11 protein-coding genes and 1 rRNA gene are annotated in these 18,900 nt (G+C 72.9%); 2 read left to right on the top strand and 10 right to left on the bottom strand.

The window, feature by feature from the left end:
- Positions 1-269 precede the first annotated feature (269 nt).
- From AC067J_RS41485 to AC067J_RS41450, 8 genes are all read right to left on the bottom strand, one after another.
- A complete protein-coding gene (locus AC067J_RS41485) occupies positions 270-638 on the bottom strand; it encodes a helix-turn-helix domain-containing protein (RefSeq protein WP_045940221.1) in 369 nt (122 codons plus the stop codon).
- Positions 639-1,055: 417 nt separating this feature from the next.
- The gene (locus AC067J_RS41480) at positions 1,056-1,532 is read right to left on the bottom strand and encodes a CinA family protein (RefSeq protein WP_478308011.1); all 477 of its coding nucleotides are present in this window, start codon (positions 1,530-1,532) and stop codon (positions 1,056-1,058) included.
- 303 nt (positions 1,533-1,835) lie between these two features.
- The gene (gene pgsA / locus AC067J_RS41475) at positions 1,836-2,471 is read right to left on the bottom strand and encodes a CDP-diacylglycerol--glycerol-3-phosphate 3-phosphatidyltransferase (RefSeq protein ID WP_478307994.1); all 636 of its coding nucleotides are present in this window, start codon (positions 2,469-2,471) and stop codon (positions 1,836-1,838) included.
- Positions 2,468-3,940, bottom strand: a complete 1,473-nt coding sequence (rimO, locus tag AC067J_RS41470) for a 30S ribosomal protein S12 methylthiotransferase RimO (protein WP_478307993.1) — start codon at positions 3,938-3,940, stop codon at positions 2,468-2,470. Before rimO ends, pgsA begins: the two co-directional genes overlap by 4 nt.
- Before the next feature lie 96 nt (positions 3,941-4,036).
- Positions 4,037-4,912: a helix-turn-helix domain-containing protein gene (locus tag AC067J_RS41465; RefSeq protein ID WP_478307992.1), complete on the bottom strand. Its 876-nt coding sequence runs from the start codon at positions 4,910-4,912 to the stop codon at positions 4,037-4,039.
- A gap of 455 nt (positions 4,913-5,367) precedes the next feature.
- A complete protein-coding gene (locus AC067J_RS41460; protein WP_478307990.1) occupies positions 5,368-8,052 on the bottom strand; it encodes a DNA translocase FtsK in 2,685 nt (894 codons plus the stop codon).
- A gap of 147 nt (positions 8,053-8,199) precedes the next feature.
- Positions 8,200-8,838: a response regulator gene (locus AC067J_RS41455; protein WP_478307989.1), complete on the bottom strand. Its 639-nt coding sequence runs from the start codon at positions 8,836-8,838 to the stop codon at positions 8,200-8,202.
- Between the two features lie 293 nt (positions 8,839-9,131).
- Complete coding sequence (locus AC067J_RS41450; RefSeq protein ID WP_478308010.1) at positions 9,132-13,676, bottom strand: HAMP domain-containing protein; 4,545 nt, start codon at positions 13,674-13,676, stop codon at positions 9,132-9,134.
- A 542-nt stretch (positions 13,677-14,218) separates the two neighbouring features.
- Between AC067J_RS41450 and AC067J_RS41445 the strand changes: the two genes are divergently transcribed.
- Both AC067J_RS41445 and AC067J_RS41440 read left to right on the top strand, forming a co-directional pair.
- Positions 14,219-16,771: a SpoIIE family protein phosphatase gene (locus AC067J_RS41445; RefSeq protein WP_478307988.1), complete on the top strand. Its 2,553-nt coding sequence runs from the start codon at positions 14,219-14,221 to the stop codon at positions 16,769-16,771.
- Positions 16,772-17,121: 350 nt separating this feature from the next.
- Complete coding sequence (locus AC067J_RS41440; RefSeq protein ID WP_478307987.1) at positions 17,122-17,685, top strand: acetate uptake transporter; 564 nt, start codon at positions 17,122-17,124, stop codon at positions 17,683-17,685.
- Between the two features lie 196 nt (positions 17,686-17,881).
- On the opposite strand, the gene AC067J_RS41435 is transcribed toward AC067J_RS41440, so the two are convergent.
- Both AC067J_RS41435 and rrf read right to left on the bottom strand, forming a co-directional pair.
- On the bottom strand, positions 17,882-18,718 hold the full coding sequence (locus AC067J_RS41435; protein WP_478307986.1) for a phosphatase PAP2 family protein: 837 nt from the start codon (positions 18,716-18,718) through the stop codon (positions 17,882-17,884).
- A gap of 95 nt (positions 18,719-18,813) precedes the next feature.
- Positions 18,814-18,900: ribosomal RNA gene (gene rrf / locus AC067J_RS41430) — 5S ribosomal RNA — on the bottom strand; the annotation flags it as partial.

Here is an 18,900-nt window from a genome sequence, read left to right as displayed (position 1 = left end):
GACAGCCAGTCGGCGTGGACCGGGATCAACCCGAGCCCCCACCCGCCGGCAGCCAGCAGGACCGGCACCGCGCCGTCGGGCAGTTGCCCGGGGGCAACCAGCAGCCACCAGCCGAGCCCGCCGGCCAGAACCGGCAGGCCACGGCGGACCGGCTGCGGCCACCGCCGCCGAAACCGTATTCGGGCCCCGGCTCGCGCCACCACCGTTCTCCGCACGACCGCCCTCCTTCGCTCGCCCCGGGCACCAGGCGCCCGGGTGTCGAGGCCGGATCAGGCGGCGACCACGTCCATCGCGGCGGCCTTGGGCGACATGTTCGCCCGGTCGGCGCCGGGGGCGGGCAGCGGTACCGGTTCGAGCACCGGCCTCAGCAGTTCACCTTCGGAGAGGGTGGCCATCGCCGCAAGTTCGGCGAGCGACAGTTCGTCGCTGACCTCGCGCATGACCTCGGACATCCGGACGTCGAGTGCGTCGCAGATGGCGGAGAGCAGCTCCGAGGAGGCCTCCTTCTGTCCCCGCTCGACCTCGGAGAGGTAACCGAGCGAAACCCTGGCGGCTGCCGACACCTCGCGGAGTGTGCGGCCCTGGCGCTGGCGCTGCCGACGCAGTACATCGCCCAGTAGGCGACGAAGCAGGATCATCGGTGCCTCCCTCCTCGGACTGCGGATCGAGATGTCACGCCCCCACCGTACCGCCTTGCCCGCTTCGCGTGCGGGGACCATGGTCGTGTTCACTCTGGGCTGCAAGGCTGTCCCCTCCCCAATTTCGGTGTCGCACCCGGGTCTGCGGGCACCTCGTCGTACCCTCCGGGCGGCACCCGGCCACCGCCGCGCCACTCGTTCGCCACCTGGTTTCTGCCCAACCAGGACCATCGGTGTAACACGATCCTCCAGCTGCACGATGCCCGTACGCCAGTTCGGCAGATCTCGGTTCGGTGGAGATCTTGGCGGACGGAACCCCGGAGGCACCCCGGGGCGCCCCGGGCCCCCGCGACGGCACCTCGGCGGCACCGCCGCGGTGGAGTCGGCTCAGCGGCGGGAACGGTGGCGGACGAGGACTCAGTGCGTGGGCGTACCGGACGGAAGCCGCCCGACGAGCAGCTCCAGAGCGGCGGTCACCGCCCTGTGACGGATTGTGGCACGCTCCCCCGACAACCGTGGCGAAGTGACCAGACTTCCCCCCGGGCCGGCGACCGCGAGGTATACGGTGCCCACCGCCTGCCCGTCCTGCGGATCCGGGCCCGCCACCCCGGTCGTCGCGACCCCGTAGGTGGCGCCCAGCAGCTTCCGCACGCCCTCGGCCATCTGCCGGGCGACCACCGGGTGGACCGGGCCGTTGACCTCCAGCAGGCCCTCGTCGACCCCGAGCACTGAGGCCTTCAGCTCGGTCGCGTACGCGGTCACCGATCCCCGGAAGGTGCTGGACGCCCCGGGGACGTCCACCAGCGCGGCCGCCAGCAGCCCCCCGGTCAGCGACTCGGCGACGGCCACCGTGCCGCCCTCGGCGCGCAGCGCGGCGTGCGCCCGCTCCGCCAGCCCGTAGTCCGCCGGCCCGCAGTCCGCCGGCCCGCCCCGGGCCCGCTCGCCGTCAGCCGACCCCTGCCCCGCCGTTCCCTGCCCCGCCGGCCCGTGCACCGCGGCCCCGCCGTCCGCGCCCGCCCCTGAGTCGGTTCTGCCGTCCGTCGCAGCTCTGCCACTCATCCCGACGTCCCTCCCTCGCACCCCCGGGCCCGCCCCGGAGTACCCGCCATTGTGAGCCCGGCGGGCCCCCGGAGCCCCCCGCCTCGACCGGCGAATTCGGAACGGCCGGATCCGACGGGAGGCTTCGCCCGCGGGGTCTCAGCGCCCCGTGCGCGCCGCCAGTCCCTCGCGGCGCAGCCGCAGCGCCTGCCCGATGTAGTCCAGCGCGGTGCCGATGGTCAGCAGCACCGCGAACCCCATCAGCACGGCCCGGGCGGTGGCCAGCCAGCCGGTCAGCTCCAGGACGTACATGCCGACCGCGATGCCCTGGGTGAGCGTCTTCAGCTTTCCGCCCCGGCTGGCCGGGATCACGCCGAAGCGGATCACCCAGAACCGCATCAGCGTGATGCCGAGTTCGCGGGCCAGGATCACCACGGTGATCCACCACGGCAGGTCGCCCAGCACCGAGAGGCCGATCAGCGCCGCGCCCATGATCGCCTTGTCGGCGATCGGGTCGGCGATCTTGCCGAAGTCGGTGACCAGGCCCTTGCGGCGGGCCAGCTCCCCGTCGAACAGGTCGGTGATCATCGCGATGGCGAAGGAGGCCCAAGCCACCGAGCGCCACTTGGGGTCGTGGCCGCCGTCGGCGAAGAGCAGCGTCACGAAGACCGGCACCAGCAGCAGCCGGAGCATCGTGAGCATGTTGGCGATGTTCCAGATCCCCGGCGCCGGGGGCGCCGCGGCCTCCGGTCTGCCCGGGTGGGCCGCGGCCGGGGCGCCGGGCCCGTGGGTCATTCCCCCGCTCCGGGTGCCCGGCGGACGCGCACCTGCTCCAGCGCCTCGGCGACCAGGTCGACGCCCTCGCTGGCGACCACCCGGGCGCGGTGGAACGCGCCCACCTCGGGGTGCTCGACGCCGGTGAGCGTGGTGAGCCCGTCGGTCTCCGGGGCCTGGTGGGCGGCACGGCCCTCGACCAGGTCGCCGTCGACCGACTCGATCAGCACCTCGACCTCGGTGCCGATCCGCTGCTCGGCCCGCTGGGCGGTCATCTCCTCGGCGAGCCGGGTGAGCCGGGCCAGCCGGTCCGCGACCACGTCCTCGGGCAGCTTGTCCTGGTAGCCGGCGGCCTCGGTGCCCTCCTCGTCGGAGTAGCCGAAGACACCGATCGCGTCCAGCCCGGCGTTGGTGACGAACCGCTCCAGCTCGGCGAAGTCCGCCTCGGTCTCGCCGGGGAAGCCGACGATGAAGTTGGAGCGGGCACCGGCCTGCGGGGCCTTGGAGCGGATCGTCCCGAGCAGCTCCAGGAACTGGTCGGTGGAGCCGAAGCGGCGCATCCGGCGGAGCACCGCCGGCGCCGAGTGCTGGAACGAGAGGTCGAAGTAGGGCACCACGTCCGCGGTGCCGGTCATCGCGTCGATCAGCCCGGGGCGCATCTCGGCCGGCTGCAGGTAGGAGACCCGGACCCGCTCGACGCCGTCGAGCTCGGAGATCTCGGCGAGCAGCGTCTCCAGCAGCCGGATGTCGCCGAGGTCCTTGCCGTACGAGGTGTTGTTCTCGCTGACCAGGACGACCTCGCGGACGCCCTGCTCGGCCAGCCACTGGGCCTCGTGCAGCACGTCGGAGGGGCGGCGCGAGATGAACGAGCCGCGGAAGGCCGGGATGGCGCAGAACGAGCACCGCCGGTCGCAGCCGGAGGCGAGCTTGACGGAGGCCACCGGGCTGTCGTCCAGCCGCTTGCGCAGGGTGCGCGGCCCGGAGGCCGGCGCGAGGCCCTCCGGGAGGTCCTCGGGGGCGCCGTGGCCGGGCAGGGCGACCTCGGCGGCGGCGGCCTGCCGCTCGACCGGGCTCAGCGGCAGCAGCTTGCGGCGGTCGCGGGGGATGTGCGGGGCGTGGTGGCCGCCGGAGAGGATGGTCTGCAGCCGGTCGGAGATGTCCGAGTAGTCGTCGAAGCCGAGCACGCCGTCCGCCTCGGGCAGCGCGTCGGCCAGCTCCTTGCCGTACCGCTCGGCCATGCAGCCGACCGCGACGACCGCCTGGGTGCGGCCGTGGCCCTTGAGGTCGTTGGCCTCCAGCAGGGCGTCGACGGAGTCCTTCTTGGCGGCTTCGACGAAGCCGCAGGTGTTGACGACGGCGACGTCGGCTTCGGCGGCGTCGTCCACGAGCAACCAGCCGTCGGCTTCCAGTCGCCCGGCGAGTTCCTCGGAGTCCACCTCGTTGCGGGCGCATCCGAGCGTGACAAGGGCGACAGTGCGGCGTTCAGGCATAGGGCCAAGATTAACGCGCGGCCGCCGAAGCCGTTCGCCCCGGAGGCCGCGCGCCCCGTTCCACCGGATCCCCGCGGGTCCGGACGCCCCCTGCGATCAGCCCGCCTGCGGGTCGCCCGGGGTGTACGTGACGTGCACCACCTGGCCGTTCTTGCCCGCCGGGCCCAGGTCCTTGCCGTTGACGTACACGTGCACGGCGCCGGCGTTGCCGATCACCAGCTTGATCTGCTTGGGGTCGGTGAAGGTCTGGTCCTGGCCTTCCTCGATGTTGTTCTGGTACAGCGACTTCCCGTTGCCGTCGACCGCCGAGACCCAGCTGGTGTCCTTCTCGGCGACCAGCTTCACGGTGACCTTGTCGGCCGGGGCGGCGGCGATCGCGGCGGCGCTGGGCACCGGCGCGGGCGGCTGCACGGTCGGGGTCGGCGCGGGCGCCGCCGGGGCGACCGTGCCGGTGCCGGAGCCGGACGGCAGCGGGGCGCTGGCCGAGCCGGTGGTGGTGGCGGTGGTGCTCTTGCCGCTGACCAGGTTGAAGCCGATCAGTCCGACCACCGCGACGATCGCGGCGACCATCGCGGCCGTCCAGTTCGGCCGGCCCCGGCCCGGGACCTTGATCGGTCCGCTCTCGATCAGCTGGGTCGGCCGCCGCGAGGCCGGGGAGCCGCCGTGGGCGGCGTCGTACCGGGCGACCAGCGCCTCGCCGTCCACGCCGACCACCTGCGCGATCGAACGGATGTGCCCGCGGGCGTAGAAGTCGCCGCCGCAGCGGGCGAAGTCGTCCTCCTCGATGGCATGCACGAGCGGCACCCGGACCCGGGTGGCGGTACTCACCTGATCCACCGTGAGCCCGGCCTCGATCCGGGCGGCGGACAGCACCCGGCCGATGCTCGGCGCATCGGCCGTCTGTTCCGCGGTGCCGGGGGGCAGGGCGGACGACGGGGCGTTCTCGCGGTCGGGGGACTTGCCGATGGTCACGGTGCACGCCTTTCGAGCGGTGGGCCACCTGCTGGGGAACAGTCTAGGGGCGTGGGCGGATCGTTTCTCAAGCGGAACAGGACCGAATGCGTCCGGCCGGCCCGGTGCGGGGCCGGGCGTGCACTGACCGCCCGTCAGCACGGGGGCCACCGCCGCCGGAGCACCCGTGCCCGGCCGCGCGTCCGGTGTGGCTCATGGGACGCGGTACGCACCCGATCGGTTCCGTACCGGGCGCCTACCCCCGTCCGAACGGGTGAACCCCCCTCAGTTGCGCCGAACCGGCCGGGCCGCGGGCGGCGGGCCGGCGCGACTCCCCAGGGCCCCGGACGGCGGGAACCGCCCGCCCCCGGGGCAGCGGGCCCCGGGCAGGCCCCCGGGCAGCAGGCCCCCCGAACGGCGGGCAGCGGGACCCGGCGGGCCTCCGCTGCTCCGGCCGGGGGACCGTCGGCCGCCCGTCAGCCGCGGATGGTGACGATCACGCCGTCCAGCTCGTCCGGCTTCACCAGCACGTCGCGGGCCTTGGAGCCCTCACTCGGGCCGACGATGCCCCGCGACTCCATCAGGTCCATCAGCCGGCCGGCCTTGGCGAAGCCGACCCGCAGCTTGCGCTGGAGCATCGAGGTGGAGCCGAACTGGGTGGAGACGACCAGCTCCGCGGCCTGGATCAGCAGCTCCAGGTCGTCGCCGATCTCCTCGTCGATCTCCTTCTTCGGCCCGCCGCCGACCGTGACGTCGTCCCGGTAGACGGCGGTCAGCTGCTCCTTGCAGTGCTTCACCACGGCGGCGATCTCCGCCTCGGTGACGAACGCGCCCTGCATCCGGATCGGCTTGCTCGCGCCCATCGGCAGGAACAGCGCGTCGCCCTTGCCGATCAGCTTCTCGGCGCCGGGCTGGTCCAGGATGACCCGGGAGTCCGCCATCGCCGAGGTGGCGAACGCCAGCCGGGACGGCACGTTGGCCTTGATCAGACCGGTGACCACGTCGACCGACGGCCGCTGGGTGGCCAGCACCAGGTGGATGCCGGCCGCGCGGGCGAGCTGGGTGATCCGGACGACCGAGTCCTCGACGTCCCGCGGGGCGACCATCATCAGGTCGGCCAGCTCGTCGACGATCACCAGCAGGTACGGGTACGGGGTCAGCTCGCGCTCGCTGCCGAGCGGCGGGGTGACGGTGCCGGCCCGGACCGCCGCGTTGAAGTCGTCCACGTGCCGGAACCCGTACGCGGCGAGGTCGTCGTACCGCATGTCCATCTCGCGCACCACCCACTGGAGGGCCTCGGCGGCCTTCTTGGGGTTGGTGATGATCGGCGTGATCAGGTGCGGGATGCCCTCGTACGCGGTCAGCTCGACCCGCTTGGGGTCGACCAGCACCATCCGCACCTCGTCCGGGGTCGCCCGGGCCAGCACCGAGGTGATCAGGCAATTGATGCAGGACGACTTCCCGGCGCCGGTCGCGCCGGCCACCAGGATGTGCGGCATCTTGGCGAGGTTGGCCATCACGGTGTGGCCCTCGACGTCCTTGCCCATGCCGACGACCATCGGGTGGGTGTCCTCGGCGGCCGTGCGCGAGCGCAGCAGGTCGCCGAGGTTGACCATCTCGCGGTCCCGGTTCGGGATCTCGATGCCGACCGCCGACTTGCCCGGGATCGGGCTGATGATCCGCACGTCCGGGCTGGCCACCGCGTACGCGATGTTCTTGCCGAGTGCGGTGATCCGCTCCACCTTGACGGCCGGGCCGAGCTCAACCTCGTAGCGGGTGACCGTCGGGCCGCGGGTGAATCCGGTCACCCGGGCGTCCACCTTGAACTCGGCGAAGACGCCGGTGAGCTGGGCGACCACCTCGTCGTTGAGGGCGCTGCGGGCCTTGGCCGGGCCGCCGCGCTCCAGCAGGTCGAGCGGGGGGAGCGAGTAGGTGAGGCCGGCCGAGAGCTGGAGCTGCTCCATCCGGACGGGCGCCGGGCCGTGCTCGTCGGGGGCGGCGAGGCCGCCGGTGCGGGCGGCCGGGACTGCCGCCTCCTCGGGCGGGGCGGTGCGGTCCTGCACCTGGTGCATCATGTCGGCCACCGCCGAGGAGGCGGGCACGCCGTAGACGAGCGCGCCGTCCAGGTCGGCGGCGGCCCCGGCGGCGAGGTCCCGGGTGGCGTACGGGTCGGCGGCCTCCTCGGCGAAGACGTCCGGTTCGGCGGCCGGTTCCTCGGCCGGCTTGCGCCTGCGGCGGCGACGGCGGGCGGCCACCTCGTCGAGCGGGCCGTCACCGTCGGTGTCCACCGTGAAGGGCAGCGCCGACGGGTCGGCGTCCTCGGGCGGCTCGGTGGAGAGTTCGCGCTCCGGCGTGCGCCCCCCGGTGGCCCCGTCCTGCGGGCCCGGTTCGACCACGCCCAGCCGAACGCCGACGGCGCGCACCCGCTCGCCGATCCGGTTGACCGGGGTGGCGGTGGTGACGAGCAGGCCGAAGAAGGCGAGCAGCAGGAGCAGCGGCACCGCGAGCGCGGGCCCGGCGGCGGCCATCATCGGGGTGGAGGCGGCCCAGCCGATGATCCCGCCGGCCGTCCTTATCCTCGTCGCCCCGCTGCCCATCATGGGAGCGCCGCAGCCGATGTGGACCAGGCCGAGCACCCCGACCAGCAGCGTGCTCAGGCCGATCATGATCCGCCCGTTGGCCTCCGGCAGCTCCGGGTGGCGCATCAGCCGGATCCCGACTGCGGCCAGCAGGAACGGCACCAGCGCGTCGAGCCGGCCGAACAGTCCGGAGACCACGTTGGTGGCCGCCTCGCCCAGCCAGCCCTGCGGGCTGAACCAGGTGCCGGCGGCGGTGACCAGGGCGAGCGCGAGCAGCAGCAGGCCGATGCCGTCCTTGCGGTGCGCCGGGTCCAGGTTCTTGGCGCCGTCGCCGAACCCGCGGAAGACCGCGCCGATGCCGTGCGCCATGCCGAGCCAGACGGCGCGCACGGCGCGGAAGAGTATCGGCCGGGGTGCGGGGGGCGGCGGGGCGGCGGGCTTGGCCGCCGTCTTCTTCGCGGGGGCGGCCTTCTTGGCGGCCGCCTTCTTCGCTGGCGGCTTGGCCGGAGCCTTCGCCGCGGCCTTCTTGGACGGTCCCGGGCTCGGGTTGCGTGCCGCGCTTCCGGGCGTGCGTGTGGCCATGGGTCAGCAGCCTACCGGGGTCGGCGACCCGTGCCCATGTCGTCGGGCCGGGGTGCCGGGACGTGTCGCAGACACACCGTCACGCCGGTCGCGGTTCACCCGGAAGAAGGAACGGCGCGGCGCTCTCCAGCCCGCGCCGGGGCCGTCCTAGTCGGCGCCGGGGCGCAGGGCGTCCAGCGCGCGCCGCAGGCCCGCCAGCTTGCGCTCCAGGTGTGCCGCGGTGGCCGCGACGCCGCTGTCCTCGGTGCCGTCCAGCTGCTTGGTCAGCGCCTCGGCCTGCTCCTCGACCGACGCCAGCCGCGCCGACAGCTCGCCCAGCAGCCCGCCGCCGATGGCCGGCTCGGCCCCGCTCGCCTCCAGCTGCAGCCGGAGCAGCGCGGCCTGCTCCTTGAGCTGGCAGTTCTTCATGTACAGGTCGACGAAGACCGAGACCTTGGCGCGCAGCACCCACGGGTCGAAGGGCTTGGAGATGTAGTCGACCGCACCGGCCGCGTAGCCGCGGAAGGTGTGGTGCGGCCCGTGGTTGATCGCGGTCAGGAAGATGATCGGGATGTCCCGGGTGCGCTCGCGCCGCTTGATGTGGGCGGCCGTCTCGAAGCCGTCCATCCCGGGCATCTGCACGTCCAGCAGGATCACCGCGAAGTCGTCGGTGAGCAGCGCCTTGAGCGCCTCCTCACCCGAGGCCGCCCGGACCAGGGTCTGGTCCAGCGCCGAGAGGATCGCCTCCAGCGCCAGCAGGTTCTCCGGTCGGTCGTCGACCAGGAGGATCTTCGCCTTCTGCATCACGACGCGCCCTCCTGTCGCCTGCCTACCTGGGGAAGGCACCCGCGTACTGCCCACCACTACCCCGGTCATGCTAGCCGCACCCCCTCGCCCGGCACATCGCTCCGTCGCCTCTGGTTCCGGAGCGGCACGCACACAGTGCACCGGCGCACGCTCACCAGCGAGTCGCCGTCCGGTCACTGTTCGCAACGATCGGTGACCCTACCCGGTTCCCGCCCCTCCCCGCCAGCAAACCGCCCCCCGCACCGGCGTGAACCCCGGAGCGAACCCCGGGGTTCACGCCCCCGACACGGTACCTACCGCTTCCGGGCGGCCAGCCACTCGTGCATCACGGCCAGCAGGTGGTCGGTCTCCACCGGCTTGGTGATGTGATCGGTGGCCCCGGCCTCCAGCGACTTCTCCTTGTCGCCCTTCATCGCCTTGGCGGTCAGCGCGATGATCGGCAGGCCCGCGAACTGGGGCATCCGGCGGATCGCCTCGGTGGTCGCGTAACCGTCCATCTCCGGCATCATGATGTCCATCAGGACCAGCGCGACGTTCTCGTGCTGCTCCAGCATCTCGATGCCCTCACGGCCGTTCTCCGCGTACAGCACCGTCAGGCCGTGCTGCTCCAGCACGCTGGTGAGGGCGAACACGTTGCGGACGTCGTCGTCCACGATCAGCACCTGCTCGCCGTCGAACCGGGTGTCCACCCGGCCGGACTGGCGGGCCGCCGGGGCGGACTCGGCCGAGCGGCCCCCGGTGGACCTGCCCTCGGTCGGCAGCGCCTCCAGGGCCGCGGCGCGGCGGCGCTCGACGGCGCCCCGGCGGCGGACCTCGGCCAGCTCCCGCACCTCCTGGGCCCAGTGGTCGGCCGGGTTCTCGCCGACCGGCACCGGCGTCCCCGCCGGGGTCACCCCGACCGCGGCACGCGGCGCCTGGCCGGCCCCAGGAGCGGCCTCCGGCGCCTCGCTGCGCAGCGGCAGGTACAGCGTGAAGGTGGACCCCCTGCCCAGCTCGCTCTCGGCGTGGATCTCGCCGCCGAGCAGCCGGGCGATCTCCCGGCTGATCGACAGCCCGAGACCGGTGCCACCGTACTTGCGGCTGGTCGTGCCGTCCGCCTGCTTGAACGCCTCGAAGATCTCCCGCAGCTTGTTGCCCGGGATGCCGATGCCGGTGTCGGAGACCGCGAAGGCGATCAGCGGGTCGTCCGGCCCCTGGATCGCGCCGGCCTCCAGCAGCCGCTCCCGCACGTGCTGCGGGACGTCCGGCCCGGCCGGGCTGATCGAGAAGTCGACGGCGCCCGAGTCGGTGAACTTCACCGCGTTGGAGATCAGGTTCCGCAGCACCTGCTGGAGCCGCTGCTCGTCGGTGTGCAGGGTGACCGGGAGCGCCGGCGAGACCCGGACCCCGAACTCCAGGTTCTTGTCCAGCGCGACCGGCTGGAAGGTGGCCTCGACGTAGTCGACCAGCTGGACCAGGGCGATCCGGGCCGGGCGGACGTCCATCTTCCCGGCCTCGACCTTGGAGAGGTCGAGGATGTCGTTGATCAGCTGGAGCAGGTCCGAGCCCGCGCCGTGGATGGTGTCGGCGAACTCGACCTGCTTCGGCGAGAGGTTGCCCTCGTTGTTGTCGGAGAGCAGCTTGGCCAGGATCAGCAGCGAGTTGAGCGGCGTGCGCAGCTCGTGCGACATGTTGGCGAGGAACTCGCTCTTGTACCGGGAGGCCAGCGCGAGCTGTTCGGCGCGCTCCTCCAGCACCTGCCGGGCCTCCTCGATCTCGCTGTTCTTGATCTCGATGTCCCGGTTCTGCTGGGCGAGTTGCTCGGCCTTCTCCTGCAACTCCTCGTTGGTGCGCTCCAGCTCCTCCTGGCGCGCCTCCAACTCGGCCGACCGCATCGAGAGTTCGGCGGTCAGCCGCTGCGACTCCAGCAGCAGTCCCTCGGTCTTGGTGTTGACGCTGATGGTGTTGACGGTCACGCCGATCAGGTCGGCGATCTGGTTGAGGAAGTCCAGGGCGACGGTCGTGAACGAGCTGAAGGTGGCCAGCTCGATCACGCCCAGCAGCCGGCCCTCGAACAGCACCGGGAGCACCACGATGTGGGCCGGCGAGGCCTCGCCCAGACCCGAGGCGATCTTCAGGTACCCGGGCGGGGCCTCCTTGAGGATGATCGCCCGCTTCTCCACCGCAGCCTGGCCGATCAGCGACTCGCCGGGACGGAAGGTGGTCGGCATCGCCCGCCGCTGGTAGCCGTAGCTGCCGATCAGCCGCAGCACCGTGTCGTTCTCGTCGTCGTCCTCGGTGATCAGCTCCGCGGTGCGGCCGGCCGGCTGGGCGAGGAAGAAGGCGCCGTGCTGCGCCGAGACCACCGGGGTGAGCTCGGTCATGATCAGCGAGGCGACCGCCTCCAGGTCCCGGCGGCCCTGCAGCAGGCCGGAGATCCGGGCCAGGTTGGTCTTCAGCCAGTCCTGCTCCTGGTTGGTGCGGGTGGTCTCGCGCAGGTTGGCGATCATCTGGTTGATGTTGTCCTTGAGCTCGTCGAGCTCACCGGCGGCGTCCACGTCGATCCGCAGCGACAGGTCGCCCCTGGTCACGGCGGTCGCGACCTGCGCGATCGCGCGCACCTGCCGGGTCAGGTTGTTGGCCAGCTCGTTGACGGACTCGGTCAGGTCCTGCCAGGTCCCGTCCACGCCGGGCACCCGGGCCTGGCCGCCGAGCCGCCCGTCGGTGCCCACCTCGCGGGCGACCCGGGTGACCTCGTCGGCGAAGCCGGAGAGCTGGTCGACCATGGTGTTGATGCTGGTCTTCAGCTCCAGGAACTCGCCCCGCGCGTCGACGTCGATCTTCTGCGACAGGTCGCCGCGCGCCACCGCCGTGATCACCAGCGCGATGTTCCGCACCTGGCCGGTCAGGTTGTTGGCCATCAGGTTGACGTTGTCGGTCAGGTCCTTCCAGATCCCGGCCACGCCCGGCACGCCCGCCTGGCCGCCCAGCGTGCCGTCGGTGCCCACCTCGCGGGCCACCCTGGTCACCTCGACCGCGAACGCCGACAGCTGGTCCACCATGGTGTTGAGCGTCCCGGCCAGCGCCGCGACCTCGCCCTGCGCCTCGATGCTGATCTTCTTCGAGAGGTCGCCGCTGGCCACCGCGGTCGCCACCTCGGCGATCTTCCGCACCTGGCCCGTCAGGTTCGAGGCCATGAAGTTCACGTTGTCGGTCAGGTCCTTCCAGATGCCCGACACCCCGCGCACCCGGGCCTGGCCGCCCAGGATCCCCTCGGTCCCCACCTCGCGCGCCACCCGGGTGACCTCGTCGGCGAACGCCGACAGCTGGTCCACCATGGTGTTCACGGTGGTGACCAGCTCCAGGATCTCCCCGCGGGCGTCGACGGTGATCTTCTTCGAGACGTCCCCGCGCGCCACCGCCGTGGTCACCTCGGCGATGTTGCGGACCTGACTGGTCAGGTTGTTGGCCATCAGGTTGACGCTGTTGGTCAGGTCCTTCCAGGTGCCGGAGACCCCGGGCACGCTCGCCTGGCCGCCGAGGATGCCCTCGGTGCCGACGTCCCGGGCCACCCTCGTCACCTCGTCGGCGAAGGCGCTCAGCTGGTCCACCATCGTGTTGATGGTGTTCTTCAGTTCCAGGATCTCGCCGCGCGCGTCCACCTGGATCTTCTGCGAGAGGTCGCCCCGGGCGACCGCCGTCGTCACCTGCGCGATGTTCCGCACCTGATCGGTGAGGTTGTTCGCCATGAAGTTGACGTTGTCGGTCAGATCCCGCCAGACCCCGGCCGCCCCCGGCACCTGCGCCTGACCGCCGAGCCGCCCCTCGGTGCCCACCTGACGGGCCACCCGGGTCACCTGCTCGGCAAAGCCGGAGAGCTGGTCCACCATCGTGTTGATGGTGTTCTTGAGCTCCAGCATCTCGCCGCGCGCGTCCACCTCGATCTTCTGCGAGAGGTCGCCCCGGGCGACCGCCGTCGTCACCTGCGCGATGCTGCGGACCTGACCGGTCAGGTTGTCCGCCATGAAGTTCACCGAGTCGGTGAGGTCCCGCCAGACCCCGGCGACGCCCGGCACCTGCGCCTGGCCGCCGAGCCTGCCCTCCGTCCCCACGTCCCGGGCCACCCGGGTCACCTGCGCCGCGAAGCCGTTGAGCTGGTCCACCATCGTGTTGACGGTGTTCTTCAGCTCCAGCATCTCGCCGGCCACCTCGACCGTCACCTTGCGGGAGAGGTCGCCCTTGGCCACCGCCGTGGTCACCTGCGCGATGTTCCGCACCTGCGCGGTCAGCCGGCCCGCCATGGTGTTGACCGAGTCCGCGAGGTCCTTCCAGCTGCCGGACACGCTGCGCACCTTGGCCTGGCCGCCGAGCTTGCCCTCGGTACCGACCTCGCGGGCCACCCGGGTCACCTCGTCGGTGAACTCCGACAGCTGGTCCACCAGCCCGTTGACGGTCCGCCCGATCTTCAGGTACTCGCCGCGCAACGGGTGGCTCACCCCGTTGCTGTGCAGCGAGCGCAGCTCCATCTTCTGGTCCAGGTCACCCTCGGCGATCGACGCCAGCACCCGGCCCACCTCGGCCATCGGCCGCGCCAGGTCGTCGATCAGCGCGTTGCAGTTGTCGACCGCCGCCATCCAGGCGCCCTCGCCGGCACCGGTCTCCAGCCGCTCGTTCAACCGGCCCTCGCGGCCCACCGCACGCCGCACCCGCGCCAGTTCACCCGTCAGGTGCTGGTTCCGCTCGGCGACCTCGTTGAACACCGCGGCGATCTCTGCCAGCGGTCCGTCCCCCGGCACCGTCAGCCGGCGCCGGAAGTTGCCGTCCCGCATCGCCGTCAGCGCCGACAGCAGCTTGCGCAGCTCAGCCGGCTCGGCACCGCGGCTGTGGTTGGCACGCCGGCCGGCCGCGCTCCGCGGCGCGGCCCCGGAGCGTCCGCCACGCTGGGCGGGCGGCGTCGTACCGGTTGCGTCCTTGGTGGCCGAACTCAACGGGCCCCTCCCAGATCGTGAACTGTCCGGCACCCCGGGGCCGTGCCCCGGACGGGCCCGGCACCGGGTACCGTCCCGGCTTGCGTCCCGGCGACCCGCGCGGACCACCGGAACCCGCAACGACCGTACTGCTAGGACCGGACACCGCGGACCCCCCAGTCTGGCAGCACTCGCGCCGGGTATAAGGCCGGTTGCGCTCGGTTGGTACCGCCCCGGCCGAAACAGGTGGGCAGAATCACCCTCCGGTGCCTGTTTCGACGCCCCGCCCCCACGGGGAACCAAGCGGAAAGTAGGGTGGAGCGCTGCACCGGGCCCCGACCCGCCCCCAGCGCCGCCGACCGCCCCGCCGGCACGCACCGGGGCCGGCGCCGCACCCCGGACAGCCAGGGCCAGAGCAGAGGAGACGTGGCAACGTGGTCACCGCGCGCGCAGCCGCCACCTTCGAACCCGTGGGCCGGTCGGCCTCCGCCGCCCGCTCCTTCGTCCGGGACGCCCTGCTGGGCTGGGGCCTGCCCGAGGTCGTCGACGACGCCGTCGTGCTGGTCAGCGAACTCGTCACCAACGCCGTCGTCCACGCCGGCACCGCCGCCGAGGTCTGCTGCCTCCGCGAGGCCGACACCGTCCGGATCGAGGTCACCGACCACCACCCCGAACGCGGCCTGCCCACCTTCGCCGACGTCCCGGCCACCGCCTCCGACCACTACGCCGACCCCGACGGCGAAGGCGGCCGCGGCCTGCTGATGTGCGCCGCCCTCGCCGAACGCTGGGGCGTCGAGTACGGCGCCGGCCGCAAGACCGTCTGGTTCCGGCTCGCCCTGCCCGCCCACGTCGCCGGCACCCGCTACGCCGTCCCCGCCACCCCCGGCAGCGAACTGCCCAGCAGCAGCGGCCCGGTGCACGTCGCCGTCGTCCAGCTCGACGACGACGGCCGCGTCCTCGCCTGGAACCCCGACGCCGAAGCGCTCTTCCAGCACCCCGCCGACACCGTGCTCGGCCACCCCTGGGCCGACCTCGCCGTCTGGCCGCAGACCCCCGGCCTCGGCCTCGCCGCCACCCTCCGCCTCGCACGCTGGGAGGGCGGCTACGCCCTGCGCCGCGCCGACGGCTCCACCGTCGACGTCTACGGCGTCCAGGTCCGCCTCCGCGACACCGACGGCACCCCCTCCACCCTCTGCCTGCTCGTCCTCGACGACGACCGCGCCGTCCTGCGCTCCCCCGCCCGCGCCCTGCCCGGCGAGAAGCCCGAGACCGCCGCCCGGCTCGACCTGCTGGCCGGCCTCGGCTCCGGCGAGGACCTCGACACGCTGCTCCAGCACACCGTCGAACGCGCCCGCGACCTGCTCGACGCCGACGCCGCCTACCTGCTGCTCACCACCGACGACGAGACCGAGTTCGAGGTCCGCGCCGCCACCGGGTTCAGCACCGGCCACCGCCGGCACAGCCGCTTCCCGGTCGACACCGGCAACCGCTACGACTCGCCCCGCCTCCCCTCCGTCCACGAGGACCTCGCCACCCGGCCCACCGGCCTGCCCGTCCTCGGCGACAGCGGCATGCGCTCCCTGCTCACCGTCCCGCTCAAGGTCGAGGGCCGGCTGATCGGCTCGCTCGGGATCGCCACCGCCGCCCCCGGCCGGTACGACAACGAGGACGCGCTCCGGCTGCAGTTCGCCGCCGACCGGCTCGCCCTCGCCGTCGAGTCCACCCGGCTCACCGAACTCGAACGGCTGCGCCGCGGCTCGCTCTCCTTCCTCGTCGAGGCCTCCGACCTGCTGGCCGGCACCCTGGAGCACGAGCAGACCCTCGCCCTGATGGCGCAGATGGCCGTCCCCACCCTCGCCTCCTGGTGCGCCGTCTACACCAACGGCGACCACGGCGCCCCGGCCTCGCTCGCCTTCGTCCTGCACGAGGACGAGGACCGCATCGACCCGCTGCGCGCCCTGCTCGACAAGACCCCCGCACCCGACGCCGGCCCCACCCACGGCGCCCGCTTCTGGACCGCACCCGCCGACACCGCGCGCGGCAACGGACTCGCCGACAGCCCCGACCTGTCCGGCCTGCTCGGCGAGACGGTCGTCCTGCCGCTCACCGCCCGCAACCGCGTGATCGGCCTGTTCACCCTCGGCACCTCGGCCGGCGTCCGGTTCCGCCAGGAGGTCCTCGAACTCGCCGAGGACCTCTCCCGCCGGGCCGCCCTCGCACTCGACAACTCCCGCCTCTACTCCGAGCGCACCGCCACCAGCCAGGCCCTGCAGCGCAGCCTGCTGCCGCCGGACCTGCCGGAGATCCCGGGCGTCGAGGTGGACGTCTACTACCAGGCGGCCGGCGAGGGCAACGAGGTCGGCGGCGACTTCTACGACCTCTTCACGATCCGCGAGGGCACCTACGGCTTCGCCATCGGCGACGTCTGCGGCACCGGACCGGAGGCCGCCTCCGTCACCGGCCTCGCCCGGCACTCGCTGCGCCTGCTCGCCCGCGAGGGCCTGGACGCCCCGCAGGTCCTCAGCCGGCTCAACACCGCCATCCTGGACGAGGGTTCGCGCAGCCGCTTCCTCACCCTGCTGTACGGCGAGCTGACGCCCCTCCCGGACGGCAGCACCGAACTCTCCCTGGTCTGCGCCGGCCACCCGCTGCCGCTGCGCCTGCGCACCGACGGCCGGGTCGACCGCGCCGCCACCCCGCAGCCGCTGCTCGGCGTCATGGAGGACCTCGACCTCACCGCCGAGCGCCTGGTGCTCTCCCCCGGCGAGGTCCTGCTCTGCGTCACCGACGGCGTCACCGAACGCCGGGAGGGCCGGCGGATGCTGGGCGACGACGGCCTCGCCGAGGTCCTCACCGGCTGTACCGGGCTGACCGCGGGCGCGGTCGCGCTGCGGGTGCAGCGGGCGGTCGAGCGGTTCGCCCCGGAGCCGCCCTCCGACGACATGGCGATCCTCACCCTGCGGGTCCCCACCCAGCGGACCGCCTGAGCCCGGGGCGCCTGAGCCCGGGGCGCCTGAGTCCGGGGCGCCGACCGGCGCGGTGGGACCGGGGAGGGGCACTGTCCGGCCGCTGTCCGGCCGTGAACGCTTCCCGGCTGACGGCGTCACAAATTGTGCGATTCACAAGGGTACAAGCCCGCTCACGCTGGGTACACCGATCTCACCGGGGAATCCCCCGGCGGGGACGTGACCAGCGGTTCTCCGCTGGCCCAGCATTCTGATCGCAGCCGTCGCACGCTCCAGCCGTGCGCCCTCGGCGCGGTCGCGCGCATTCACCTCATCGAAACTCACCCGAGTTCACTGCGCCCTGCGCGCGCCCAGAGTGAAAGGAGCCTCCGGTGAGCAACGAAGCTACCGGGGCACTGAACGCCCGCTCCACCGGCGCCGACGCGGGTAACCTCGGTTACCTCGCACTCGGCCTGACTCTCCTCGCCTACGGCCTGCTCTCCACCGGCATCTTCAGTGGCACCGCGGTCGGGGACTCGGCCCGTCTCGCCCACGTCGTCGGCGGTCTCACCCTGTTCATCGCCGGTCTCTGGCAGCTCCGGGGCGGCGAGGGCTTCACCGGCACCGCCTTCACCAGCCTCGGCGCCTTCTGGGCCACCTGGTCCACTGCCTCCGGCGCCCACAAGAACGCGGCCGGCCTGTTCCTCCTCCTGTGGGCCCTGCTCGCGCTCACCCTCACTGCGGCCGGCTGGAACGCGGGGCTGTTCAATCGGGCCGTCTACGGCCTGCTGACGGTCTCGCTGCTGCTCTCCGCACTCGCCACCTTCAACACCTCCGGGGGCCTCGCCAAGGCCGCCGGCTGGGTCGCCGCGGCCTCCGGGCTGGCGGCCTGGTACTGGGCCACCGCGTCGCTGACCAACAGCGCGTGGGGCCGGGACGCCCTGCCCGTGAAGTAACGGCGGGGCCGCCGGTGGACCGGACCCACCCCCCACGGGGCCCGGCCCACCGGCGCGTCGTCCCCCACCCGCTCCGCCCCTCCGCCCTGGCCGCCGCGACCACCGCGACGGCCCGGGGCGCTTCTGCTGCCCGGGGACCGGCCCCGGTCCGGTCCCCGGTCCGCCCTCCCGGTCCGGATGGTCCGCCGTCGGTCGGTCAGCTCCCGGTGCCCACCCGCTCCGGCTCGGCCGCCGCCCGGACCTCCGCCTCCCGCCGGGCCCGCCACCGGACCGCGCCCGCCTGGGCCGCGTACGCCAGCAGCAGGATCGCCACCGCCACCAGGCCGTCCGCCCAGAAGTGGTTGGCCGTGACCACCACCACCGTCACCGTCAGGACCGGGTGCAGGATCATCAGCCAGCGCAGCGAACTCGTCGACACCTTGACCACGGCGACCGCCACCAGCACGCACCAGGCCACGTGCACCGACGGCATGGCCGACAGCTGGGCCGCCTTCACCACCCCGCCGACCGCTCCCCCGTACACCGACTGCCCGTACTCCGCCGCAACGTCGACGAAGCCCTCCTGCGGGAGCATCCGGGGCGGCGCCACCGGGATGAACTGCACCGCCAGGCAGACCGCCGTCGTGATGACCACCGTCGTCCGCACCCACGCGTAGCGCCGGCGGTGCCGCAGGAACACCCAGACCAGGACCGCGATCATCACCGTGAAGTGCATCGCCGCGTAGTAGTAGTTGGCCAGCCTCACCAGCACCGGGTAGGGCGTGACCGCCTCCTGCCAGGCCGCCTCGTCCGGCAATCCGAGTGCCAGCTCCGTCCGGTGGATCCAGCTCGCCCGGTCCAGCGCGTGCTCGGTGCTCATCAGCGAGAGGCTTCCGACCAGCTGCCAGAGCGCGAACAGGGCGAGCAGCGTGCCGGCCTCCCGCAGGACCGCCGACACCGCCCCTCGCCGGACCCGGGCCGCCGCGTACGCGCCGCCGTAGAGTGCGACCGCGGCGCCCCCGGCGGACTGCCAGGTAAGGGTCAGGTTCTGCAACGGTTCGCGCCTCTCCACCGAGCTTGGACGTGGTGGGGAGACGTTAACGCAAAAAGACCCCCTCCCGAACGGGAGGGGGTCTTTTTGGAATGATTGTTCGGCGGCGTCCTACTCTCCCACAGGGTCCCCCCTGCAGTACCATCGGCGCTGTGAGGCTTAGCTTCCGGGTTCGGAATGTAACC

This window comes from Kitasatospora sp. NPDC042419 (assembly GCF_056437345.1).
This window is presented reverse-complemented; position numbering and strand designations above follow the sequence as displayed.

Coding starts and splice junctions, on each gene's coding strand:
- rimO (WP_478307993.1), bottom strand. CDS start 3,940: ATGCCTGAACGCCGCACTGTCGCCCTTGTCACGCTCGGATGCGCCCGC.
- pgsA (WP_478307994.1), bottom strand. CDS start 2,471: ATGACCCACGGGCCCGGCGCCCCGGCCGCGGCCCACCCGGGCAGACCG.
- AC067J_RS41485 (WP_045940221.1), bottom strand. CDS start 638: ATGATCCTGCTTCGTCGCCTACTGGGCGATGTACTGCGTCGGCAGCGC.
- AC067J_RS41460 (WP_478307990.1), bottom strand. CDS start 8,052: ATGGCCACACGCACGCCCGGAAGCGCGGCACGCAACCCGAGCCCGGGA.